19 protein-coding genes are annotated in these 23,693 nt (G+C 72.1%); 10 read left to right on the forward strand and 9 right to left on the reverse strand.

Annotated elements, in window-relative coordinates:
• The first annotated feature begins 208 nt into the window (after positions 1–208).
• The 3 genes from AB0I81_RS26155 (at position 209) to AB0I81_RS26165 (ending at position 3,001) form a co-directional block, all read left to right on the forward strand.
• A complete protein-coding gene (locus AB0I81_RS26155) occupies positions 209–1,867 on the forward strand; it encodes a histidine kinase (protein ID WP_360661297.1) in 1,659 nt (552 codons plus the stop codon).
• Positions 1,858–2,505, forward strand: coding sequence for a response regulator transcription factor (locus AB0I81_RS26160; RefSeq protein ID WP_360661300.1), 648 nt, complete (start codon positions 1,858–1,860; stop codon positions 2,503–2,505). Before AB0I81_RS26155 ends, AB0I81_RS26160 begins: the two co-directional genes overlap by 10 nt.
• A 136-nt stretch (positions 2,506–2,641) precedes the next feature.
• On the forward strand, positions 2,642–3,001 hold the full coding sequence (locus tag AB0I81_RS26165) for a hypothetical protein (RefSeq protein WP_360661304.1): 360 nt from the start codon (positions 2,642–2,644) through the stop codon (positions 2,999–3,001).
• Between the two features lie 42 nt (positions 3,002–3,043).
• On the opposite strand, the gene AB0I81_RS26170 is transcribed toward AB0I81_RS26165, so the two are convergent.
• Positions 3,044–4,309: a pectate lyase gene (locus AB0I81_RS26170; protein ID WP_360661306.1), complete on the reverse strand. Its 1,266-nt coding sequence runs from the start codon at positions 4,307–4,309 to the stop codon at positions 3,044–3,046.
• Between the two features lie 1,019 nt (positions 4,310–5,328).
• Between AB0I81_RS26170 and AB0I81_RS26175 the strand changes: the two genes are divergently transcribed.
• A complete protein-coding gene (locus tag AB0I81_RS26175; RefSeq protein ID WP_360661309.1) occupies positions 5,329–5,670 on the forward strand; it encodes an Lsr2 family protein in 342 nt (113 codons plus the stop codon).
• 94 nt (positions 5,671–5,764) lie between these two features.
• On the opposite strand, the gene AB0I81_RS26180 is transcribed toward AB0I81_RS26175, so the two are convergent.
• Complete coding sequence (locus AB0I81_RS26180) at positions 5,765–5,890, reverse strand: hypothetical protein (protein WP_360661312.1); 126 nt, start codon at positions 5,888–5,890, stop codon at positions 5,765–5,767.
• Positions 5,891–6,006: 116 nt separating this feature from the next.
• Here AB0I81_RS26180 and AB0I81_RS26185 point away from each other — a divergent pair, with 116 nt between their 5' ends.
• On the forward strand, positions 6,007–6,369 hold the full coding sequence (locus AB0I81_RS26185) for a hypothetical protein (protein WP_360661316.1): 363 nt from the start codon (positions 6,007–6,009) through the stop codon (positions 6,367–6,369).
• 4 nt (positions 6,370–6,373) lie between these two features.
• Here the strand turns inward: AB0I81_RS26185 and AB0I81_RS26190 are convergent, their stop codons facing one another.
• Positions 6,374–13,582: an amino acid adenylation domain-containing protein gene (locus AB0I81_RS26190; protein ID WP_360661318.1), complete on the reverse strand. Its 7,209-nt coding sequence runs from the start codon at positions 13,580–13,582 to the stop codon at positions 6,374–6,376.
• A 186-nt stretch (positions 13,583–13,768) separates the two neighbouring features.
• On the opposite strand from AB0I81_RS26190, the gene AB0I81_RS26195 reads away from it, so the two are divergent.
• Positions 13,769–14,215, forward strand: coding sequence for a hypothetical protein (locus AB0I81_RS26195; protein WP_360661321.1), 447 nt, complete (start codon positions 13,769–13,771; stop codon positions 14,213–14,215).
• Here the strand turns inward: AB0I81_RS26195 and AB0I81_RS26200 are convergent.
• Complete coding sequence (locus tag AB0I81_RS26200; RefSeq protein ID WP_360661324.1) at positions 14,212–14,874, reverse strand: cyclase family protein; 663 nt, start codon at positions 14,872–14,874, stop codon at positions 14,212–14,214. The genes AB0I81_RS26195 and AB0I81_RS26200 overlap by 4 nt on opposite strands.
• 16 nt (positions 14,875–14,890) lie before the next feature.
• Positions 14,891–15,631 (reverse strand): NAD(P)H-binding protein, encoded by a 741-nt coding sequence (locus AB0I81_RS26205; RefSeq protein ID WP_360661327.1) that lies wholly within the window; start codon positions 15,629–15,631, stop codon positions 14,891–14,893.
• Between the two features lie 81 nt (positions 15,632–15,712).
• Here AB0I81_RS26205 and AB0I81_RS26210 point away from each other — a divergent pair, with 81 nt between their 5' ends.
• The gene (locus AB0I81_RS26210) at positions 15,713–16,198 is read left to right on the forward strand and encodes an Rrf2 family transcriptional regulator (RefSeq protein WP_360661329.1); all 486 of its coding nucleotides are present in this window, start codon (positions 15,713–15,715) and stop codon (positions 16,196–16,198) included.
• Between the two features lie 50 nt (positions 16,199–16,248).
• Here AB0I81_RS26210 and AB0I81_RS26215 read toward each other — a convergent pair whose 3' ends face one another.
• The 3 genes from AB0I81_RS26215 to AB0I81_RS26225 all read right to left on the reverse strand — a co-directional run bounded on the left by AB0I81_RS26215 (position 16,249) and on the right by AB0I81_RS26225 (position 18,948).
• Positions 16,249–16,443 (reverse strand): ferredoxin, encoded by a 195-nt coding sequence (locus AB0I81_RS26215; RefSeq protein WP_360661332.1) that lies wholly within the window; start codon positions 16,441–16,443, stop codon positions 16,249–16,251.
• A gap of 25 nt (positions 16,444–16,468) precedes the next feature.
• Positions 16,469–17,683, reverse strand: coding sequence for a cytochrome P450 (locus AB0I81_RS26220; protein ID WP_360661335.1), 1,215 nt, complete (start codon positions 17,681–17,683; stop codon positions 16,469–16,471).
• A 62-nt stretch (positions 17,684–17,745) separates the two neighbouring features.
• Positions 17,746–18,948, reverse strand: coding sequence for an FAD-dependent oxidoreductase (locus AB0I81_RS26225; RefSeq protein ID WP_360661339.1), 1,203 nt, complete (start codon positions 18,946–18,948; stop codon positions 17,746–17,748).
• A 129-nt stretch (positions 18,949–19,077) separates the two neighbouring features.
• Between AB0I81_RS26225 and AB0I81_RS26230 the strand changes: the two genes are divergently transcribed.
• The 3 genes from AB0I81_RS26230 to AB0I81_RS26240 all read left to right on the forward strand — a co-directional run bounded on the left by AB0I81_RS26230 (position 19,078) and on the right by AB0I81_RS26240 (position 22,462).
• Positions 19,078–19,719: a TetR/AcrR family transcriptional regulator gene (locus AB0I81_RS26230; protein WP_360661342.1), complete on the forward strand. Its 642-nt coding sequence runs from the start codon at positions 19,078–19,080 to the stop codon at positions 19,717–19,719.
• A 104-nt stretch (positions 19,720–19,823) separates the two neighbouring features.
• A complete protein-coding gene (locus tag AB0I81_RS26235) occupies positions 19,824–21,185 on the forward strand; it encodes an alpha/beta hydrolase domain-containing protein (RefSeq protein WP_360661345.1) in 1,362 nt (453 codons plus the stop codon).
• 50 nt (positions 21,186–21,235) lie between these two features.
• On the forward strand, positions 21,236–22,462 hold the full coding sequence (locus AB0I81_RS26240; protein WP_360661348.1) for a crosslink repair DNA glycosylase YcaQ family protein: 1,227 nt from the start codon (positions 21,236–21,238) through the stop codon (positions 22,460–22,462).
• Between the two features lie 115 nt (positions 22,463–22,577).
• On the opposite strand, the gene AB0I81_RS26245 is transcribed toward AB0I81_RS26240, so the two are convergent.
• Positions 22,578–23,666: a LacI family DNA-binding transcriptional regulator gene (locus AB0I81_RS26245; protein WP_360661351.1), complete on the reverse strand. Its 1,089-nt coding sequence runs from the start codon at positions 23,664–23,666 to the stop codon at positions 22,578–22,580.
• Positions 23,667–23,693 lie beyond the last annotated feature (27 nt).

The raw sequence follows: 23,693 nt of genomic DNA on the forward strand, positions 1-23,693 counted from the left end.
GACGGGACCATAACAGGGGATGAGTGGAAGGCAACCCAAAGTTACCGTGATCGTGACAAGGCTGTGTCAAAACCTCCCACACAAGGATGACTGCGGTGAGCTATAAGACCGGCCGCCGCCCGCGTGACCGCTGCGTATCCTTGACCTGAGGCACCCCCGGGCCAGCGAGAGAGGACGATCACCGATCGACGCTCTGGACCTGTACGCCGTGCTGCCGCCGGCCGTCACCGGAGCCGGGTTCGTCGCCGGGGCCGGTTATGTGGTCGCGGGTCTGGTGGCGTGGCGGTCGCGGGCCGGTCGCCGGTTCGGGGCGCTGCTGGTCGCCGAAGGGGTGCTGTGGTCGCTGCACCAGCTTCCGCTGCCCGTACCGCGTGAGGTCGCCGGGCTGATGACCGGGCTGTGGCCGGCGGTGCTCGCCCACCTCGTCATGGCCTTCCCCACCGGCCGGCTGGGCGGCCCGCTGCCCAGGACGGTGGTGGGGCTGGGCTACCTGTGCGCGGCCGTCATGGGGCCGCGGCACCTCGCCGGTCCTGACGCGAGCGCGGTGATCGGTGGCGTGGGCACGGTCGCGCTCGTGCTCATCGGCGTGACCGTGATCGCGCTGCAGGCGCTGCGGTTGCGCAGGAGCAGCGTGGCCGCGCGCCGCTCACTCACGCCGGTGCTGGTAGCGGCGGTGGTGGCTACGGCGCTGTTCGTGGTGTGGAAGCCCCTGGAGATCGCAGCCAACTCGGCGGTCGCACGGGGCCCTGTGTCCGCGGCCGGACCGGAGGCCGCGCTCGCGCATGGGCCGGGATCCGTGGCTGGGCCGGAGGGCGTGCTCGCGTTGGTCGTGCAGGTTGCCTTCGCCGCCGTCCCGCTGGCGTTCCTCTGGAGCCTGCTGCGCCGCCGCATGGACAGGGGCGGGGTAGCGGGGCTGGTGGTGCGGCTGAACGGCGTACAGGTGGAGCCGGGAGGGGAGCCGCGTCCGGCCACCCTGCAGACCGCGCTGGCCGAGGCGCTGCACGACCCGGCGCTGCGCGTGGGGTACTGGGTGCCGGAGGCGGAGGCGTACCTCGACGTCGGGGGTGATCCCGTGCGGGAAGGTCCCGGCCAGGTGGTGACGAAGGTCGACAGGGACGGCCCGCTCGCCGTGCTCGCCCACGACCCGGTGCTGCTGGAGGACCCGGAGCTGATCCAGGCGGCCTGCGCCGCCGCCTCGCTCGCCCTGGAGAACGAGCGCCTGACCGCCGAGCTGCGCGCCCGCCTGCGCCAGCTCGCCGACTCCCGCGCCCAGGTGCTGCGCGCCGCCGAGTCCGAGCGGCGCCGGGTGGAACGCGACCTGCACGACGGCGTACAGCAGCGGCTGCTGGCGATCCCGCTGACGCTCAGCCTGGCCGAGGCGGCGCTGGCGTCAGGACCCGAGCGGGCGCGACCGCTGATCGGCGAGGCCAGGGACACCGCGTTCGCCGCCCTGGCGGAGGTGCGCGCGCTGGCCCAGGGCATCCATCCGCCGATACTCACCGAACGCGGCCTCGTGGGCGCGGTGCGCGAGCTGGCGGCGGTGGCGCCCGTGCCGGTGGCGGTCTCGTCCGAGGTGAGCGGCGACCTGCCGGCGGAGGTCGAGACCACCGCCTACTACGTGGTGGCCGAGGCCCTGGCGAACCTGGCCAAGCACGCCGCCGCCGGCCGGGCCGCGGTCACCATCAGCCAGGCGGACGGCAGGCTGCGGGTGGAGATCCGGGACGACGGGCACGGCGGAGCCGACCCGGAACGCGGCTCGGGGCTGCGCGGGCTGGCCGGCCGGGTCGAGACCAACGGCGGCAGCCTGCGCGTGCACAGCCTGCCGGGCCACGGCACCAGGATCGAGGCGACGCTGCCGTGCGCGTAGTGATCGCCGAGGACAACACGCTGCTGCGGGAGGGCGTCGCGCGGCTGCTCACCGAGGCGGGCTTCGAGGTCGTCGCGACGGTGGAGGACCCGGCGGCGCTGCTGGCCGAGGTGGCGGCCCGCCGCCCGGACGTGGCCGTCGTCGACATCCGCCTGCCGCCCACGCGGACCGACGAGGGGCTGCGCGCGGCCAGACAGATCCGGCGGGCGTTTCCGGGCACGGGCGTCCTGGTCCTGTCCCAGTACGTACGCGTCAGCTACACCGTCGAACTGCTGGACGGCGGCGCCCGCGGCCTCGGTTACCTGCTCAAGGACCGGGTGTCGGACCTGGCCGAGTTCGCCGCCGCGGTACGGCAGGTGGGCAGGGGCGGGTCGGCGTTCGACCCGATCGTGGTGGACCAGCTCGTCGGCCGGCACACCGGCGGCGACGACCCGCTCCGCACGCTGACCGAGCGGGAGCGGGCCGTGCTCGCGCTGATGGCGGAGGGCCGTACCAACCAGGCCATCGCCGAACGCCTGACCATCGCGGAACGCACCGTGGAGAAGCACTGCACCGGCATCTTCACCAAGCTCGGCCTGCCGGCCCGCCCGGACGACCACCGCCGCGTCCTGGCCGTGCTGCGTTATCTGAACGCCTGAACGTTCGCGGGTGCGGGTAGCCGCACCCCCGCGATGCGGGTGGCACGGCCCCGGATGGGAGCGGGCTCGCTTCCCGCCGCCAGGCCGCGCCAGCACACTCGTCCGCAAGGCATCCGGATGAGAGCGAGTGTTCGCCATGAACGTTGTCACAGCCGCCCGCGGGGTGGCGGCGGCCCTGAGCCTGATCATGGCCGTGTACCTGGCCGTGGACGGCGCGCACCGGCCGGCCAATCTGTTCCTCTGGCCCGACGTGGCGGTGGCGGTGTTCCTCGCGGTGGCCGCCGCCCTGCCGGCCCGGCGGGCCCGCGCCGCCCTGATCTTCGCCTTCGGCTGGTCGGGAGGCGTCCTGACGACCTCGGTCTTCGGTTACGTGGTGCGCGGCGAGTTCGCCTGGCCGAACTTCGGCCTGGTGCTGGTCTCCGTGGGCATGGCGGTGCTGCTCGCGGTGACGGGTGAGCGCGAGCGGCATGGCGGTGCCGCTCGCGGTGACGGGTGAGCGCGAGCGGCGGACCCCCACCGCTCGCGCCCAGGCTCCGGGTTACTTGTAGGTGATGTCGGAGGAGGAGTAGAGGCAGTTCACGCCGTCGGCGCCCTCACCGATCTTGCTGGGCTCGTCGCCCTTCGGCACGCCCTTGTACTTCTCGCAGATGGTTGCGCTGCCGTACACCGTGATCCGGCTGAAGCGCGCGGTGTCGCCCCAGTTGGTGTTGATGCCGGCCAGCACCTTGGTGGAGCGGGCGGTGATGCCGTCCATCACCACGTGGCGCTTGTAGGAGCTGGAGCAGTTGCCGCAGGCGCGGTAGAGCTTGCCGGAGCTGTGCACCTGGAAGTTCTTGATGGTCAGCGTGCCGGCGCCGTTGTGCTGGAAGACCTTGTCGGAGCCGGACTTGGCGCCGCCGCCGTCCACCAGGTACGTGGCCGAGGAACTGGAGGACTTGAACGTGGCGGCGTCCTCGCCGACGTCGTTCCACCACACGTTGCGGATGGTGCAGGAGCCCTCGCAGTGGATGCCGTCGCCGGCCGGGGCGTCGAGGATGACGTTCTGGATCGTGCCGCCGTTGGCCACGGTGAACATCGGGTCCTGGCTCTCGCCCTGGCCGCCGTCGCCGATGCCGTAGTAGCGCTTCATGCCGCCGTCGAAGAACGTGCCCGCGTCGCGGGTGGTGGTCTGGTGCACGCTGCCGGTGTTGGAGGGCCAGGAGCCGCTGCCGTCACCGCCGCCGGGGGGCGGGGTGATGGTCGGGGTGGGGGTCGGGTCGGGGCCGGGGTTGGAGCCGCCGGCGGCGCGTACCGTCCACTGCTTGGTGGCGGCGGAGTCGCAGGAGTTCTGCTGCAGCACGGCGCCCGAGGAGGTGGAGTTGTCCTTGACGTTCAGGCACTTGCCGCCGTTGGAGTTGACCACGCGGTAGTTCGATCCCGAGGCGGTCAGCGTCCAGGTCTGGGAGGCGGCCCCCGAGCAGTTCTCCTGCTGGACGGCCTTGCCCGCCGAGGTGGAGGCGTCGCGCACGCCCGCGCACTTGCCGCTGTGCTGGGCCTTGATCTGGTAGTTGCCGCCCGAGGCGGTGAGCGTGAAGATCTGCCCGGCGGCGTCGGAGCAGGCGTTCTGCGTGAGCTGCACGCCGTCGCCGGTGCTCTGCCCAGGTACGGTCGCGCACAGCCCGCTCGCGCCGTTGACCAGCACGTAGTTGCCGGTGGACGGGGCGGCGGAGGCCGGCGCGTTGAGTGCGGTCACCAGCCCGCCCGTCGTGACGATGCCGGTGGCCAGCACGAGTGCCAGCCTCCTGAGACGTTTGTTTTCGCGCACGTCGAACTCCATTCGAAGATGAGTGCTGAACGGTGGCCTCTTCCGGCGCATGCCGAAGCCGAGGCCGCGGAGCCCAGACGGGCGGGGACGCACCGTTTGGGTAAGCGCTTTCCGGTGCGGTCGAGTTAAGCACAGCCGGAATGCGCCCAGGAAGTGTCCGTTGCCGATCCCCTGCAAACGGGCGGCAAGTCGCAGCAGTGCCGATCGAAGACCGAGTATTCGCCCAGGTCACGGCCGAAGGCGGTAAGGCGGGTGCGAGGTGAAAGTTTCACGGCTCACCGCATTCGCGGTGGCCGCGGGAAGTTGGAGCGTTGTTACGGCGCGACGCCCCCTCGTCCCGGAGGAGCGGTCCGACCGGTGCTCGGCGACCGCGTTGGACTCACAGAGGGGCGCGGCCGGTCGGCTTTCGCCGATAGGCACGTCGATCTCACGCACGAGCCGCACGACCGGTGGTTCGCCTATTGGGCGGCAGTTTGACTATCTATGGGAATCGGCTCCTCAGGTGTGGTCTGTCGCCGAATTACCGGACAGAGGATGAGATCGGATGGAAAGGCGCTCCCGGCCCACAACCGGGATGCCGGCATCTGATCACGAGGGGAGCCGCGGGGGCCGCCTCACGCATCCGGTGACGTCCGGACACGATGTGTTTTAATTCCACTTCAATACCACGGATTCCCCGCCATTGGCGGCGGTTTGCGCCAACGCGTGGTCCCGGCTTCGGGCGCGGGAGGTGGGAGGCGGATCCGGTGGGCGCTCAGGTGAACCGGGGTGCCGGCCCGTCACTACCACAACGCCCGTGACATCGGATGACCTCTGACGTCGGTACGCGCGAAACCGCCTGCCGCGCCGGAGAATGCGGGCCCGGGGAATCGCCGGAGTGGCCCCGGATGGGCAAGGAGCGACGTAACCGGGCGCGGGTTCGGTAAAGTCGTTTGCGCAGCTAACGCACCCCTGGGTGATGCATGATGTGCTGAAGGCGGCTACAGTACCTGCAACCGCGACCTAATTGGAGCACCCTTATGGCGAAGCGCATTGTTGAGTCCTTTATCGATGACCTCGACGGTAGTGAGGCCGAGGGGACGACAAGGTTCGCGCTCGACGGAACGAGCTACGAGATCGACCTGTCGGGGACCAACAGGGAGAAGCTGGAGAAGGCTCTGGCGCCCTTTATCACCAAGGCGCGGGCCGTCCGTGCCGAGCGGACCGGCCGCGGCCGTCGTGGCGCCGGCGCCTCGGCACGCGCCGTCAGCCGCGAGAAGGCCACTGAGATCAGGCGCTGGGCCAAGGCTCAGGGGCTGCCGGTCAGCGAGCGGGGGCGCATCGCCGCCACCGTCGTCGAGCAGTACGAGTCGGCGCACTGAGCTTATTGCCGACTCCATGTCGGCCCCACCGGGTCGGGACGATTGTCGCCGTCAGATGATCTTCTTTATTCGGAGGGGTCGGGCTTTTCGCTGTCTAGGGAATGAGCGCGGCGATGAGCCCGTATTCGATGGCCGTCGCGGCGGAGGCCGCTTCCTGAACCACCGCCATGGCCAGCAGGGCGATGCCGAGCATGACGACGATCCTGAGGGTCGCGCGCATGAGGGTCCCCTTCGATCGGCGGGTTCTTCCGAACTCTTCGACGTTCGCCGGGCCCCGAATGGTTCACCCCGATCGAAAGCGCGCGTCGTGATCGGGGAACTTGCAGAGTGTGGGGCATGGAGATTACCTACGAACTGGGCGAGATCGTGGCCGAGCGGCAGGTGGAGGCCATCGCTGCGGGCGGGGCCCGCACCCCGGTGACCATCAGGTTCGGCAGGCCGCGCCCCGACGAGCTCAGCACGACCGGCGACTGGTGCTGCCCCCACCAGATCCTGGGCCTCGGAGACGACGGCGTCGATGCCGCGTTCGGCGTCGACTCGTTGCAGGCCCTCATGCTGAGCGTGTACACGGTGCGGCTGACGCTGGCGGAGCGCGCGGAGGCCGGGTCGGTCCGGCTGGACTGGCTGGGTCAGCCGGACCTCGGCCTGAAGGTGGACCCGGAGATCGACAAGCTCTTCGGCGGGCCCACCCCGAGCTGATGAATCAGCGGCTGCCGGCCGGCAGGAGCAGGCGTTCGTCGGCGCGGCGCTGCTCGGTCTCCCGGTCCTCGATCTCGGCGTCCGGCACGGCGTCCGGCAGTCCGTCCTCCAGGTAGCGGAAGCGGCGGCTGAGCCAGCCGTACAGGGTCCAGCCGACCAGGATCACCGCGCTGACCAGGATCACCAGCGCGAGCCCGCGGCCGGGACCGGTGCCGAGCAGCGGGCCGAGCGAGCCGGCCAGCGCGCCCCCGGGCTGCAGCAGCGGCGTGAAGGCCCGGTCGGCCAGCGGCCCGATGACGACGTACCCGAGCGGCATGGTGAGCATCATCAGCGTCATGTACGTCGACAACACCCGCCCCTGCAACTCCAGCCCCACCTTTGTCTGCACCAGCGCCAGCCAGTGCCCTTCCACGACGGACTCGGCGAAGAAGAACGTGAACATGCCCACGGCCAGCAACCACGGCTCACCGCCGAGCGCGATGGCCACCTGACCGGCCCTGTTCACCCACATGAACGCCAGGATCCCGGTGGTACGGCGGCGCGTCCCGCCCCAGGCACTCATGGCCAGCGAGCCCAGCAACGCCCCCAGGCCACCCGCGCTGAGCACGACGCCCAGCGTCTCGACCCCGTGCTCGATCATGATCAAGGGGACGAAGAGGGCGAACCCGGCGGTGTAGAAGACGTGGTCGATGACGAACAACCGCAGCGCCGCCGTCAGCCCCGGCCGCCGCGCGATGTAGCGCCAGCCGCCCGCGATCTCGGCGAGCATCGGCTCCTCGCGGCGGCGGAAGAGCCGGTCGGGGAAGCGGACCAGCAGCAGGGTCGCCCCCGCGACGAGGAACGTGGCCGCGTCCGCCAGCAGGATGCCCTGCAACGGCACCTCGCCGAACAGCCCGGCCGCGAGCAGCGGGGCCAGCAGCGTGCCCGCGCCGACGCCCAGGCGGCTGATGCCGTTGGCGTGGCCGAGGAACGGTTTGGGCACGAGTTGTGCCACCCCGGCCGCGTACGCGGGCCGCTGGAAGGCCGAGCACAGGGAGCTGATCCCGCACAACAGGTAGATGTAGCCCATGTGGGGATCCCCGCCGCCGGTCGCGAGCAGCGCGACGGCCACGGTGGCCAGCGCGGCGATGAGGTCGGAGACGAGCATGACCATGCGCCGGTCGTAGCGGTCGGCGATGGCTCCGGCCAGCGGCCCCGCCAGGATGCCGGGCAGCAGGGCGACCGCGGAGATGTAGGCGAAGTCGGCGATGTTGCCGGTCCGCTGGTACACCCACAGGGTCAGGACGAGCTGGGTGAGCGCGTTGCCCACCATGGACACCGACTGGCCGGCGGCCACCACCGCGAACCTGGTCAGGCTCGCCCGCACCTCGCCCCGCTCGGGCGGCGGCGCGGCCGGCCGCGGGCTTCTGCCCCGGGCCAGGTCGTCCGCCCAGCCGGTGAGTATCCGCGCGAGCTGGTCGGGCTGGTGCTTGAGGAAGCCGTGCCCGGCCTTGGGGATGACGGCCAGGTCCACGCGCTCGGCGAAGTGCTCCCACTCCCGGTGGCGCTCCTCATGCAGCTCGGTGACCCGGTCCTTCTCGCCGACGACGCTCAGCAGCGGCGTGCGCAGGCGCGGCGCGTCCTCGTCCAGGAGCGCGTGCGCGAAGTACGCCTCGGCTCCCCGGTCGTCGTGGCGGACGGCCCGCATGAACGCGGCCTGCTCCTCCTCGTCGGCGAAGTCGGGGATGCCGCCGCCCAGCGCCCTGATCTGGGCCACGACCCTGCGGTCGGAGATGAAGCGGTCCAGCGGGAACCGGCGCTGGAGCCAGTCGAAGACCCGTCCGGGGAGCCTGGCCGTCGGGAAGACCGCCCCGATGGCGACCCCGCGCAGCGGCAGGCCCTCCTGCTCCGCCCGGGTGGCGAGGGCGACGGAGAGGGCCGAGCCGAAGCCGCAGTGGCCGTAGATGTACAGGGGGCCCGGCAGGGCGCGCAACTCCTCCAGGCAGCGCTCGACGAGGTCGGCCAGGGGGAGCGCTTGTTCGTCAGGGCGGCTCCAGTCGCGTCCCGGGCTCTGCAGGGAGTACAGGTTCCAGCCTGGGGGCAGGACGGGGACCAGCGGCTCGAAGGAGATGGCCTGGCCGCCCGAGTACGGGATGCAGACGAGCGTCCCGACGGCGGGACCGTCGAGCGGCGGCGTCAGGCGATGCAGCAGCGCGTCGCCTGTGCTTTCCCGGCCCGTGTCCGACAGCGTGTCGAGGTGGGTGGCGAGCAGGCGGACGGTGGGCCGGCGGTACAGCTCCAGCAGGCTCACCCGGACGCCGAACGCGGGCTCGATGGCCCGGACCAGCTTCAACGCGGTGAAGGAGTCCCCGCCCAGCTCGAAGAAGCCGTCGTCGGGACCGATGTCGCGCACCGGCAGGACCGTCGCCCACACCTCGGCGAGGCGGCGTTGCGTGGCGGTCTCCAGCTCGGCGGGCTCGCTCTCGCCCCGCTCCTGCGGCGCGTCGGGCAGCGCCGCGCGATCGACCTTGCCGTTGGGGGTCACCGGCAGCACGTCCATGCTCATCATGCGGGCCGGGATGGCGTGGTGCGGCAGCACCTCCTGCAGCCCCGCCCGCAGCCGCGCCATCGGGGCGTCATGGTCGGCCGGAACCACGTAGCCGACCAGGATTGGCCGGCCGCGGCCGTCCCGGCGTACCGCGGCGGCCGCGGTACGCACCTGGGGCAGCGCGGACATGGCCGCCTCGACCTCGGCCAGCTCGATCCGGTGGCCGTTGACCTTGACCTGGTCGTCCAGCCGGCCCAGGAAGTCGAGCACGCCGTTGGCGCGCAGCCGCGCGCCGTCGCCGGTGCGGTACATCCGCGCCCCCGGCCCGTCGCCGAAGGGGTCGGGCCGGAAGCGCGCCGAGGTCAGCTCGGGCCGTTCGTGGTAGCCGGTGGCCACGCCCGCGCCGCCGATCCACAACTCGCCCGCCACCCCGAACGGCACCGGCTCCCCGTACGCGTCCAGCACGTAGAGCCGGTTGCCCGGATAAGGGCGGCCGATCGGCAGCGGCGAGCCGTCGGGCAGCCCGTCCGTGTCGCCCTCGAAGCAGGCGTTGTCCACGGTGGCCTCGGTGACGCCGTAGGAGTTGACCACCCGGCCGCCGGGGCCGACCAGCGCGCGGGCGCGGCGGTACTCGTGTACGTACCACTGCTCGGCCCCGCCCGCCAGGATCCGCAGCGTGGACAGGTCCTGCCCGGCGCCTTCGACCTGGTCGAGCAGGCCGCGCAGCACGGTCGGCACCAGCTCGGCGACCGCCACCTTCTCGATCCGCAGCAGCCCGGCCAGCGCCTCGGGGTCGAGCAGGACCTCGCGCGGGCACACCACCAGCCGCCCGCCGGTGCACAGGGCCCGCAGGGTCTCGCCCGCGAACACGTCGAAGGAGAAGCTGGCCGCCTGCAGATGCGTCCAGCCCTCCTCCAGGCCGTACGCCTCGCGCCACATGGCGGCGGCGTGGCGGAGGTTGCCGTGGGAGACCACGACGCCCTTGGGCGTTCCGGTGGTGCCCGAGGTGTAGAGCATGTACGCGGCGTCGTCCGCGCCGACCTCGACGGGCGGGCGCTCCTCCGGCGGGGCCTGATCGTCGTACCTGATCGCCCGTACGCCGTCGAACTCGGCCTCCGAAGCCGTCAGCAGCGCCTTGGCAGCGCTGTCATGCAGCATGTGACGCAGCCGCTCGGCCGGATAGTCGGGGTCCAGCGGCACGAACGCGGCCCCCGCCTTCCAGGCGGCCAGCACGGCGGCGAACACCTGCGGGCCTCTGGCCAGGTGGATCCCCACCCGGTCCCCGCGGCCCACCCCGGCGGCGTGCAGCAGCCGGGCCAGCCGCTCGGCCTCCTCATCCAGCTCCGCGTAACTGGTGTCGCGGCCCTCGTGACGGATCGCGGGCGCGCCGGGGGCGCGGCGCGCGTGCGCCTCGATCAGCTCGTGCACCCCGCCGCCGTCCGGCACGGCGGGCGCGTGGCCGATGCCGGCGGACAGGATCGCCGCGCGCCGGTCGGGCGAAAGGAGCGGCAGCCTGCCGCAGTCGGCGTCCGGCTGGCCGAGCGCGCCGTCGAGCAGCGTCAGGAGCTGGTCGAGCAGGGCGTGGGCGGTGTCCGCGTCGAACAGGTCCTTGGCGTACTCCACGGCCAGGAGCGGTCCATCGGCCGGATAGTCGAGCGTCACCGTCAGGTCGAGCTTGGTCAGGCCGGGAAAGGTCTGTCCCAGGCGCTCGACCGTGACGCCGCCGTGCGCGGCGGTGGCCGCCGGGGTGTTCACGACGATCAGCATGACCTGGCTGAGCGGGCCGCGGTCCGGGCGGTGGCGTACCCCGGCGGCCTCCATGATGTCGGCCAGCGGCAGGTCCTCGTGGTCGAGGGCGTCGAGCACGGAGGCGTTCGCCCGGCGCAGCGCCGTGCCGAAGCCGGGCTCGCCCGACAGGTCCGTGCGCAGCGGCAGGACGTTGATGAACGCGCCGATCGTGTGCTCGCGTTCCGGGTCGGCGCGGTGCGCCACCGGGGCCAGGACCGTGATGTCGTGGTGCCCGGTCTGGCGCGCGATGAGGAGCTGGAGCGCGGTCAGGACGAAGGTGTGCGTGGTGGTGCCGGCCTCGTGCGCGGCCAGTTCGACGCGTTCCAGCAGTTCCGGGTCCAGCGGGCGCTCGATCTTCGCGCCCGCGAAGGTGCGTACCGGCGGGCGGGGCCGGTCCGCGGGCAACTCGACCTCGGTGTCGGCGCCCGCCAGGCGGGCGGCCCAGTGCTCGCGCAACCCCGCCCTGTCCCGTACGGACCGCGCCTCGCGACGCAGGTGGCCCGCGAAGTCGCCGGGGTCGGCGAGGTCGCCGCCGCCGAGCAGCGCCGCCAGCTCCTCGGCCAGCACCGAGGCGGACCAGCCGTCGAACACCAGGTGGTGTACGGCGACCACCAGCTCCCACTCCTCGGCCGCCATCCGCATCAGCAGCCCGGCCAGCAGCGGGCCGGTCCTCGGGTCGAACGCGCGCCGCCCGTGCTCCTCGGCCAGCTCCTTGGCGCGGGCGGTGCGCCGGTCGGGCGGCAACGAGGTCAGGTCGTGGACGACCAGCGGTGTCTGCCCGGTTGTCAATCGCGGCGTTCGATCGCCCGTGTCGAAGAGCATCACCGGTCCTTCGTCGCCCTGCTCGACCACCGCGCGCAGCGCGTCGTGCCGGGCGACCACGGTACGCAGCGCTTCGGCGATGGCCGATTCGTCCGCGGTGCCGGTGATCCGGTAGCGCACGCCGAGGGTGTCCAGCGGGGTGCCGGGCCGGAACTGCTCGGCCAGCCAGGAGTCACGCTGGAAGTCGGTGAGGGGCAGCTCGCCCGTGGTCTCGGCGTCGGTGTCCTGGTCCGGGAGCGGGGCCGGGGCGACGTCTTCCAGCAGCCCGGCCAGACCCGCGACCGTGGGGTTGGCGTACAGGTCGGCCAGCGCCACCCGTACCCCGAACTCCCGCTTGACCCGGGTGACCAGCCGGGTCGCCAGCAGCGAGTGCAGGCCCAGCTCGAAGAGGGAGTCCTCGCGGGCGACGGTCACGACGCCGAGGACCTCCGCCACCATCGCGGCCAGGCGGTCCGTCGGTTCGCCGCCGGGCTCGGATCCGGCCAGGAAGGCGGTGTCGAGCGCGGCCAGCGCGGCCAGGTCGATCTTGCCCCGCGAGGTGAGCGGGAAGACCTCGACCGGAATCAGCAACGACGGCACCGAGTGCGGCGGAAGCCTGCGGCGCAGACCCTCGCGAACCTCCTCGACCGCCGCCTGCGCGGTGGCGGGCAGCACGTAGGCGATCAGTGACCCGCGTGCGTCGTCGTAGCGGACCACGGCGTCGCGTACCTGCGGCTGGTCGAGCAGCGCCCGCTCCACCTCGGCGAGCTCCACCCGGTGCCCGCGGACCTTGATCTGCCGGTCCATCCGGCCCAGGCAGACGAACCGGCCGTCGGGGAGTTGCCGTACCCGGTCGCCCGTGCGGTAGTAACGCGTGCCGTCGGCGGCGGTCAGGAAACGTTCGGCGGTGAGTTCCGGCTGGCCGAGGTACCCGGCGGCGACCGTGGGGCCGCCGATCAGCAGCTCTCCGTCCGCGCCGGGCGCGACGGGCTCGCCGTCGGCGTCCACGACACGGGCCAGCACGCCGGGCAGCGCGCGGCCGATGGCCGGGGTGCCGAGCTCGGGTGCGGCCAGCGGCCCCGCGTGGTCGTCGTAGGTGACGATGACCGTGGTCTCGGTGGGACCGTACACGTCCACCAGGCGGACCAGGGGGTCGATCGGCAGCCGCCGCCAGTCCCTGACGCGGTCGGCGCGGACCTGCTCGCCGCCGATGCGGACGAGGCGGATCGACTCCGGCAGCGGCAGGTCGTCGGCGAGCATGCCGTCCACCAGCTCATGCCAGTACGCGGTCGTGGTCAGCGCCACGCTGATCCGCAACTCCGCGCAGCGCTGCAGGAAGGCATCGGGCGAGGAGATCATGTCCTCGTCGCGGACGACGATGGTGGCGCCGGCGGACAGCGGCGTGCAGATCTCATCGACACTGCTGTCGAAGGAGATCGAGGAGAACTGCAGGACCCGGTCCCGGGGCTCGATCTCGTACGCGGCCGCCATGTTGCGGCACAGGTGCGCCAGCGAGCCGCGCCGGATCCCGACCCCCTTGGGCCGCCCGGTCGTGCCGGAGGTGTGGATGACGTAGGCGAGGTCGTCGGGCCCGGCCACGCCCGGCTCTTCCTCATCCCCTGCCGGGGCGGTGTGCCCGGGGGCGGCCAGGCAGCGCAGCCCCAGCTCCGCGAAGACCGGCTGCCAGCGCGTGGGGGACACGACGGTGGTCACGTTCACGCCCCGCGCCGTGGTGGCCAGGCGGTCGGGCGGGTCCATGGGGTCGAGCGGGACGAACGCCGCGTCGGCCAGCAGGATGCCGACGATCGACACGATGGCGGGGGCGCCGCGGCGGGCGCACAGGCCCACGGCGTCGCCCGGCGCGACCCCGGCCGACCTCAGCTCGGTGGCCAGGGCGCGGGCTCGCGCGTACAGGTCGTGGTAGGTCAGCGCGACCTCGCCGTCCACGACGGCGAGATGTGTACCGCGGGTGACGGCGTGCGCGCGGATTGCGGTCGTGAGGTCGATCGGAGATATGGGGGAATCGGTACGTTCTTCATCGAGTGGACGCAGCCGATCCAGCCGTCCGTGGATCATGATGAAGAGGGTTCTGTTCAACGATGAACATCATGAGACAGGCTCGCATCTGATGCCCGACCCCCGTTGAAAGTTCAAATTTACCGCTTTGTTGGCGGGTTGTAGGTAGTAACAGTCAGGAGTGCCGCGCTCTCTCGGCGTGGCGTCGTCCCTGGTCGGCGGATGGCAAGTGACAATGATCGGTAACGGTGGGTAAGGGGGAGTTCGATGCGGGGCATCGTGCCGGTGCTGGCGGTCGCCGTCCTCGTGCCCGCCCTGATGAGCGCTCCCGCCGTGGCGGGGGAGTGGCCGCCGGACTGGCGCGAGCTCACCTCGTTCCAGGTCATGCCGCACGCGCCGCACCAGAACGACGTGATCAGGGTGCTGCTGCACTGTCCCGGCGACGCGAACCACGCGATCGTCGGCTCCACCGCGTTCACCCTGAAGGGCTCCTGGCGGCCCTACCGCGAGGTGGGCCTCGGCCTGTCGGAGCGGGGCTTCGCCAGGGACGGCGTCATCATCTCCCGCTACGCGCCGCCGGGACACCACAAGGTGCGCCTCAAATGCGTCAAGGTGCTGATCGACAAGGCCACCCGGCTCAGGAAGGTCAAAGTGCTCAGCCGCGCCTACGCCCCGCTGCTGGTCCGCGATTTCCGCATCCGGCAGTACTTCTAGACCAGCGCGTAGGCCCGTACCGGGAACGTGCCCATGCCGCGGATGGCGGGCGGCGCGGCGTGGAACACGAACGGGCGGCCGGCCAGCCGTTCCAGCCCCGTCAGGTGCTCCACCACCGGGATGCCGGCGGCCAGCAGCTTCGTGTGGGCGGGGCGGGTGGGGTCGGTCAGGTCGTCCACGTTGACCGCGTCGATGCCCACCAGGGCGGCCTCGTGCTCCACGAGCCAGTCGGCCGCCTCCGGGGTCAGGTACGGCTGCGACGCGTGACCGTAGTGCGGGGTGCGCCAGTGCCGGTCCCAGCCCGTGTGCACCAGCACCGCCCTGCCCCGGACCTCGTGCTCGTCGAACGCCTCGGGCCCGATCTCCCTCGGCCCGCCGGTGGCCGGCACCAGAGTCCCCGCCAGGTTCACGAACTTGGACAGGGGCATGTCGCTCAGGTCCATGCCGTCGGCGTACCGGTGGAAGGGGGTGTCGACGTAGGTGCCGGTGTTGCCGACCATCGTGATGCGGCCGATCTGGAACTCGGTGCCGGGAGCGTAGTGCGCGCGGGACTCCGCCCTGGACAGGTGGTCGGCCGTCTCGGGCCCCGGCAGCCCGGGGTGGGTGGTCATGCCGTCCTCGACGACATGCGAGAGGTCTATCAACGTGTGCTGCCCCATGGGGTCACGGTAGCCCCTACTGCTTGACGAGCCACTCCTCGAACGTGGTCGGCGCGATGCGCGCGCCGTCGCCGGGCAGCAGCACGTTGCCCGCCATCTCGGGGCCGAACATCGTCGACCACGTCGGCACGAGCCTCACCTCGCGCCCAAGTGCCTGGTGGGTGCGCCTGACCATGTCCACGAGATCCTGCGGCTCCGGTCCCGCGACGTCCGCGTGGCGTCCCTTGGGCTCGCCCGCCGCGATCTCCGCGAGCACGTCGGCCACGTCTGCGGGCGCGATCGGCTGCACGAGCAGCGGCGCGATCGTCGCCACGCCGTCCTGCTCGGTCCAGGACGCCACCATCGCGGCGAAGTCGTGGAACTGCGTGAACGGGACGATCGTCCACGGCACGGGCCCCGCCGCCACCAGCTTCTCCTGCTCCCGCTTGCCGGCGTAGTGATCGTTGCCGTCCACCCGGTCGATGCCCACGATCGACAGCAGCACGTGATGGCGCACGCCCGCCCGCTGTCCGGCGGCGAGCAGGTTGCGGGTGGTGCCGCCGAAGTAGGCCACCGTCTCCGCTCGCCCGCCCGGCTGGCCGTTGACCGCGTCGATGACCGCCTCCACGCCGGTGAGGGCGGCGTCGAGGCCCTCGCCGCTCACCAGGTCCACGCCCAGCGAGCGGCTCATGCGCACGACGTCGTGCCCTGCCCGTTCGAGGGCGGCGACGGTCAGGGCGCCGATGTTGCCGGTCGCGCCGGCCACTGCGATCCGCATGATGATCTCCTTCGATCCGTTGGCGGCTTCACCATATCTCGGACTAAACAGATCCTCAATGTCCGCGATATGCTGTCGATCGTGAAGTTGCCTGGGAGCACCGAATGGTTGTTGCATTGCGCGACGTCGCTGGCGCAGCTCGAACCGGGCGAGACCGCTTCCGCGGCGCAACTCGCGGAGTACTACGACCTGCCCGCGCCCTACCTGGCCAAACAGTTGCAGGCGCTGGTCAGGGCGGGGGTGCTGGCGGCGACGACGGGGCCGCGCGGCGGGTTCAGGCTCGCGCGGGCGGCATCGGACATCACGATGTTGCAGATCGTGGAGGCGGTGGACGGGGCGGCGTCGCCGTACGAGTGCAGGGAGATCCGGCAGCAGGGCAAGGGCGCGCTGCCGCAGGAGGAGTGCCGGAGCATCTGTGTCCTGGCCCGGAAGATGGCCGACGCGCACCGGGCCTGGCGGCAGAGCCTGCGCGGGGTCTCACTCGCCGACATCCTCGACGAACTGCCGGAAGGCGCGCCGCAGCGGACCCGCTCCCGCCTGACGGGCATCACGCCTCCGCGCCGATGAACGACAGAAGGGCCGGCCCCCGGTGGGGGGACCGGCCCTGGGCCGAACGTCTACTCGCTCACCTCGATGGCGGCGCCCGGGCAGACGGCGACCGCCTCGCGGACCACGTCGTGCTGGTCGGCGCCCGGCTCGGCATTGAGCAGGATCACGATGCCGTCGTCCTCGCGCTGGTCGAACACCTCAGGTGCGAGCAGGACGCACGACCCCGCGCCACAACACTTGTCCTCATCGACGATGACCTTCATCTCTTCTCCTCCTGGTTGATCGGGTTCACCAGCGGACGGGGACCGTACGCAGGCCCCCGACCGCCAGCCCTTCCACGCGCTCCAGCTCCTCCGCCGGCACGGTCAGCTCCAGCGTCGGGAGCTTGCGCAGCAGCACCTCCAGCACGACCTGCAGCTCGGTACGGGCCAGCGACTGGCCCAGGCAGGAGTGCGCGCCGGAGCCGAAGGAAAGGTGCGCGTTCGGGCTGCGGGACAGGTCCATCTCGGCCGCGCCGTCGAAGGCGCTCTCGTCGCGGTTGGCCGAGGCCATGCTGCAGATCACCGTGGTCCCCTTCGCCAGGAGCTCCCCGCCGATCTCGGCCTCCACGGGCAGGTAGCGGGGCAGGCCGAAGCCGGAGTTGGCGTCGAGCCGCAGCGTCTCCTCCACGGTGGTGCGGATCAGCGACGGGTCGGCCAGCAGGGCCTCCCAGCGGGTACGGTCGGCCAGCAACATGCCGACCATCTTGCCGATCATGTTCGCGGTGGTCTCGTGCCCGGCGACCAGCAGCGCCATGCCGGTGACCAGGATCTGCAGGTCGGACAGCCCGCCCTCCTCCGGGCCGCCCGCCGCGAGCAGCTCGCTGAGTATGTCCTCGCCGCCCGGGTTGGCGCGCTTGTCCTCCAGCAGGTCGGACATGTACTGGAAGAACTCGGCCTGCGCGGCGTCGATCTCCTCCTTGCCGTACCGGGTGAGGTTGAGCAGCGTGTCGGACCAGTACGAGAACTTCTCGCGGTCCTCGGCGGGCACGCCGAGCATGTCGCAGATGACGTACACCGGCAGCGGGAAGCCCAGGCTCGCCCTGAGGTCGCCCGGCGCGCCGCTCTTGACCATGTCGTCGATCAGGTCCTCGGCGATCCGCGCCATCTGGGGCCGCAGGGCGGCCATGCGCTTGGCGGTGAACCACCGGCCGACCAGGCGCCGCCAGTGCACGTGCCCGTCGCCGCTGTCCGGGATGATCTGCGCCAGGTCGCTGTTGAACACCCCGCCGCCGTCGGCCGTCAGCCGGGCCGCGTCGGGGGCGGTGAGCTGGCGGGTGAAGCGCGGGTCGGCCAGCACCTGCTTGACGTCGTCGTACCGGGTCAGCAGCCGCGCGCCGTCACCGCTGGGCAGCTTCACGTGCGCCACCGGGCAGCCGGAACGCAGCTCGGCCCACTCCTTCGGCGGGTCCAGCGGCGTTTCGCTGGGGATCGGATAGCTCAGGACCTGGTCGTTCACCGACATTCGGCATCTCCTCGCGTACGGATGGTCGGCCGCCCGGGGGCGGCCCTGATGTCTTGCTCGTGTCAGCCCTTTGGTGCCGTCGTGACGGGCCTGGCGCCCTGCCCGGTGCCGAGGCTCTGCTGCCTCAGCACGCGGGCCTGCTTGGGCATGTTCCAGCCGAGTACGCCGGTGACCTGCCCGTTCTCCCGGTAGACGGCGGCGAAGCGGCGCTGCTCCAGGTCGCCCTCCGCGATGCTCACCTCGGCCGCCGCGGACGGCAGGCCGTGCGCCTGGATCTTGATGTCGTACTGGTCGGTCCAGAAATACGGGATCGGCGTGTACGCACGATCCGCACCGAGCACGTTGGCCGCCACCACCTGGGCCTGCTCGGTGGCGTTCGTGCGGTTCTCCAGGCGCAGCCGCCTGCCGAGCCCCTCGTGTTGCCAGGAGGCCACGTCCCCGACGGCGTAGACGCCTTCGGCGGCCAGGCAGCGCGAGTCGCACTCCACCCCGTCCCCGAGCGACAGCCCGCTGCCCGCCAGCCAGCCGGTCACGGGCCGGGAGCCGATGGCCACCACGACCGCGTCGGCGGGCAGCACCTCGCCGGTGGCCAGCCGTACCCCGGTGACCCGCCCGTCCGCGCCGATCAGCTCCTCGACCGCGACGCCGAGCCGCAGCGCGACCCCGCGCTCGGCGTGCGTCCGGGTGAGCAACGCGGCGGCCGGGTCGCCGAGCTGCTCGGCGAGGATCGCGGTGCCGAGACCGACGAGGGTGACGTCGAGGCCCATTCCACGCGCGGTCGCGGCCACCTCCCCGCCCAGCACGCCTTCGCCCACGACCACCAGCCGCCGGGCGGCGATCAGGTGGGTGCGCAGGGTCAGGGCGTCGTCCAGGCCGCGCAGCGTGTGCACGCCCGCCAGCCCGTCCTGGCCCGGCAGGCGGCAGGAGGTCAGGCCGGTCGCGATCACCACGGTGTCGGCCCGCAGCGCGCGGCCGGTGGCCGTGTGCACCTCGCGGGCGGCGGTGTCCAACGCTACGGCGGGCTCGCCGCGTACGAACTCGGCGTTGAGCGCCTCCAGCTGGGCCTGCCCGCGGAGCTGGGCGCGGGCCGGCTCCCAGGCTCCCGCCAGGACCTGCTTCGACAGCGGCGGCCGGTCGTAGGGGAGGTGGGGCTCGGCGTCGAGCAACGTCAGCCGTCCCTCGTAACCCTGCCGCCGCAGCGCCTCCGCCGTGCTCAGACCGGCGGCCGAGGCGCCGACGATCAGCACGCTCCCGGGCGGGGTCACGCCGCGTCGCCCCGGTGCCGGCCTGCACTGATTGGCATAGCTCGTGGTCCTTTCCTTGGTCTCGTCCCACAGATTACCCTACACATGTAGGAAAACCTGCACATGTAGGAAGACGATAAGGTGAATGGCGTGGTGACGACCAGAGGCGGCAGCGGCCCCACGGGGGACAGGCGGGTCCGCCGTACTCATACGGCCCTGGCGCGGGCGCTGCTGCGACTCGTCGAGGAGCAGGACCTGTCCAGGGTCAGCGTCGCCGACGTCGCCGAGCGGGCCGGCGTGAGCCGCTCGACCTTCTACGACCACTACCGCGACGTGCACGAACTGGCCGAGGCCGCCTGCACCGCGATGATCGACAACCTGGTCGAGTCGCTGCCCGACACCGGCCGCTTCGACCCGGCCGACCCGGGGCCCAAGGCCACCCAGTCGCTGGAGAACTTCTACGCCAGCCTCGCCGAGCACGCCGGGCTCTACCGCGCCCTGCTCGGGCCGCAGGGCAGCGCGCGCGTCGCCGACCACATCCGCCGCCGCACCACCCACGCCATACACGAGCGCCTGCGTGCCGCGGCCGACGATGGCGAGTTGTCCGAGCACGCGGGTCCGGCGGGAGGTGTTCCGCCCGAGATCCCCGCCGCGTTCACCGCCGGGGCGCTCATCGGCGTGGCCGCCGACTGGCTGCAGCACGGCTGCCCGCGTTCGCCCGCCGAGATGGCCGCGCTGACCTGGCCGCTCTTCAGCGCGCTCTTCCGCCTCGACGCCCGCACACCACGCTGAGCCCGCGCGGCCGCGACCGGTGATTGTGCCGATGCGGGACGGACGGGAACGCGGGGAGCATCGGGAATGGCCGGCTCACCGGAGCCCCGGAAGGAGATCGACCCATGGCGCCATTCCCCGAAGCCGCACGTACGCTCGCCCGCACCGCCATCGTGGCGTTGACAGCCGTGAGCTTGTTACCCCTCAGCTCGCCGGCCGCCGCCTCGGTTGTGCCGGTGGCGGTTCCGCAGGTCGAGGGGCCGCTGCCGGGAGCGCCGCCCGGGGATCCCGGCTCGCCCGACCTGGCGGAGACCTATCCGTGGCTGGCGACCGACGCCGACCTGGCCGCGCGGGGCTACGTCGAGCAGGAGTTCTACCTGTCGGGCAATGCCGACGCCTACAGCGCGACGGGGGAACTGCTCGCCTCCGACGTGCCGTACCGCACCCGGGCCGTGGTACGCCGCCCGGTCAGCCAGGCCAGGTTCAACGGAACCGTGCTGACCGAATGGCAGAACGTCTCCGCCGGGTACGACCTGGACGCCCTGTGGGACCCGGAACTCGTCACCCGCGCGGGCTACGCCTGGGTCGGCGTCTCCGCCCAGCGCGTCGGCGTGAACCAGTTGCGCCAGTGGAGCCCCACCCGGTACGGCGCCCTCGACGTCACCGGCGGCGGCCAGTTCATGACCGACCAGCTCTCCTACGACGTCTTCTCCCAGGCCGCCAAGGCGATCAGGGGCACGACGCTGCTGGGCCGGCTGCGCGCGGACACGGTGCTGGCCATCGGCGCCTCGCAGTCCGCGGGCCGGCTGACCGTCTACTACGACGCCGTACTGCCGCAGATAGAGAGCGTCTTCGACGCCTACGGCCAGATCGTCGGCCCCGCCCCCACCCGCGCCGGCACGGAACCGGTCTTCCACGTGTTGTCCGAGACCGACGTACGCTCGCCCGTGCGGCAACCGGACACCGCACGCTACCGCCGCTGGGAGGTGGCCGGCAGCGCCCACTCCGGCTGGCACGGCTACAGCGCCCGCGTGCCGCTGCTCACCCGCGACCTCGGCACCCCGCCCACCTACACCTGCGCCAGGCCGCCCTTCAGCCGCGTCCCGCTGCACCACGCCCTGGCCGCCGCCTACGACCACCTGACCCGCTGGGCCGAGCGCGGCGTCGCGCCGCCCACCGCGCCGGTGCTGGAGTTCGCCGCGGACGGCACCAAGGCCCGTGACGAGCTGGGGCTGGCGCGCGGCGGCATCCGGTTGTCGCAGGTGGAGGCGCCGACCGCGCTCAACGACGGCGACAACTCCGGACCGACCTTCTGCGTGTTGTTCGGCGCCCACATCCCGTTCGGCCAGGACGTGCTCGACCGGTTGTATCCGAGCAAGGGGCACTATGTCACGGCGGTGGTGCGCGCCGACGCGCACAACGTCAAGGCCGGCTACCTGCTGCCCGCCGACGCCCGTCGCAACCTCCTCGACGCCACCCGGCCGTGAATGGCTTTCGGCTTTGCGGTCGAACTTGCTTTCGATTACGCTGCCTGTCCGTGGCCCACCTGACTCTCAGCCTCCGGTCGGCGCGACGGCTGGCCGTGATGTGCCAGCACCTGGCAGGTCCGCGCCCCGGCGGCGACCTCGAAGGGTTGCGCCAGGTCCTGCGCAGGCTGCGCTGCCTGCAACTCGACCCGATCAACGCGGTCGCCCGCAGCCACCTGCTCGTGTTGTGGAGCCGGGTCGGCCACTTCGACCCCGCCGACCTCGACGTGCTGTTGTGGCGGGAGCGGTGGTTGTTTGAGTACTGGGCGCACGCCGCCTCGATCGTGCTGGCCGAGGACTACCCGATCCACCATTACCTGATGCGCCGCTACGGCGCGGGCCAGTCCGCCTACTCCAAGATGGTCGGCGACTGGCTGCGCGACAACGACGCCCTGCGCGGCCATGTGCTGGACCGGCTGCGCGAGAAGGGGCCGCTGCCGCCCGCGGGGTTCGACGACCTCGCGGCGGTGCCGTGGAAGTCGACCGGGTGGACCAACGGCCGCAACGTCGATCGCATGCTGGACTTCCTGTGGTGCCAGGGGCACGTCATGGTGGCCGGGCGGCAGGGCCGTACCCGCCACTGGGACCTGGCGGAACGCTGTCTCCCCGAGCAGGCGCGCGCCGAGCCGCTGCCCACGGAGCAGGTCGTGGCGCTGGCGGCCGAGCACGCCCTGCGCGCCCTCGGCGTGGCCCGCCCGATCGACATCGAGCGCCACTTCACCCGCGACCGCTATCCGGGGCTGCCGGAGGCGCTCGACGGCCTGCGGCGCGCCGATCGGGTCGTGCCCGTCACGGTGGAGGGCGGCGACGAGCCCTGGTACGCCCACCGCGACGCGCTCGCCCTGCTGGAACGGGACGAATGGGAGCCGCACACCACGCTGCTCTCCCCGTTCGACAACCTCATCTGCGACAGGGAGCGCACCGCACGGCTGTGGGGCTTCGTGTTCCGTACGGAGATGTACATCCCCCGGCACAAGCGGCAGTACGGCCATTACGTCATGCCGATCCTGCACGGGGACCGGCTGATCGGCAGGCTGGTCCCCAAGGTGGACCGGCGGCGGGGTGTGCTGGAGGTCGAGGGCGTGTTCCCTGAGGCGGAGATGGAGACGGCCGACGAGAGCACCGTACGGTCCGTCGGCCGGGCGGTGGCGGAACTGGGCGCGTTCGCGGGGGCCCGCGAGGTCGCTTACGGCGAGAAGGTCCCGGACCGGTGGCGACCCCACCTCGTCACCGGCTGACTCACCGCCGACCGGGGACAGCCGGCTGATCCACCGCCGACCGGGCAACTGGCTGATTCATCGTCGGCCAGGGACAGCCAGCCGATTCACCGCCGGGCGGAGGCAGTCGGCTGAGTTACCGCTGGTCGGGAGGTAGGGGGCGGACCGAGTCGCGGACGATGATGTGGGTGCCGAGCATGACGTGCTCGGCCTGCCCCGTCCTGTCGGCGCTGCCGGTGCCGCGTTCCAGGGCCATGCGCACCGCCGTGCGTCCCAGCTCCTCGTGCGGCACGTGCACGGTGGTGAGGTCGATGTCGGCGGAGGGCGGCAGGTCGTCGAAGCCGACCATGGAGATGTCGTCGGGGATGCGCAGCCCGTGCTCGCGCAGGGCCTGGCGCGCGCCGGCGGCGATGAGGTCGTTGACGGCGAAGATGGCGGTGAAGTCGGGCGGCCCGGCCTCCAGGCGCTGCCGGACCATGCGGTAGCCCTCGCCGCGCTCCATCGTGCCGTCGAGTTCGAGGCCGGGGTCGTGCGGCACGCGGTGGTCGGCCAGCGCGTTGCGGTAACCGGCGATGCGGCTGTCGGGGGTGGTGTGGCCCTCGCGCCGGCCGAGGAACAGGATGCGCCGGTGCCCGGCCGACAGCAGGTGGCTGGTGATCGCGTACGCGCCGCCGGTGTTGTCGTACTCGACGACGAGGGCGGGCACGCCGGGGCCGAGCGCGGGACGGCCGCACAGCACGAGCCGCGATCCGGCCAGCGCCAGCGCGCGGGCGTACTCGGTCATGCGCTCGCGGTAGGCGTCGTTGTTGACCACGTTGCCGACCAGGATCACGCACTCGGCGTGCTCCTGGCGCATGAGCTGCACGGTGGCCAGCTCCCGCTCGGGGTCGCCGCCGGTGGTGCCGACGATGCACAGCTTGCCTTCGAGCGCGGCCTGCGCCTGCACCCCCTGCGCCACGTGGGCGTAGTGCGGGGAGACGACGGAGTTGACGATGATGGCCACGCTGCGGCTGCTGGCCCCGGCCAGGCCCCGCGCGTTGGCGTTGGCCACGTAGTCGAGCTCGCGCACCGCCCGCATGACCTTGCTGCGGGTGGCGGGGGCGCTGGGGTAGGTGCCGGACAGGATCCGGGAGACGGTGGCCACGGAGACGCCCGCGTGCGCGGCCACGTCGCGGATCGTGGTCGGCCGCCGCTCTCCGCCTTCTGACGCCGTACGCCGCGCCATCCCGCCTCCAGGTGCTGAAACAAGAGG

Source organism: Nonomuraea sp. NPDC050404 (assembly GCF_040655495.1).
Classification (GTDB): domain Bacteria; phylum Actinomycetota; class Actinomycetes; order Streptosporangiales; family Streptosporangiaceae; genus Nonomuraea.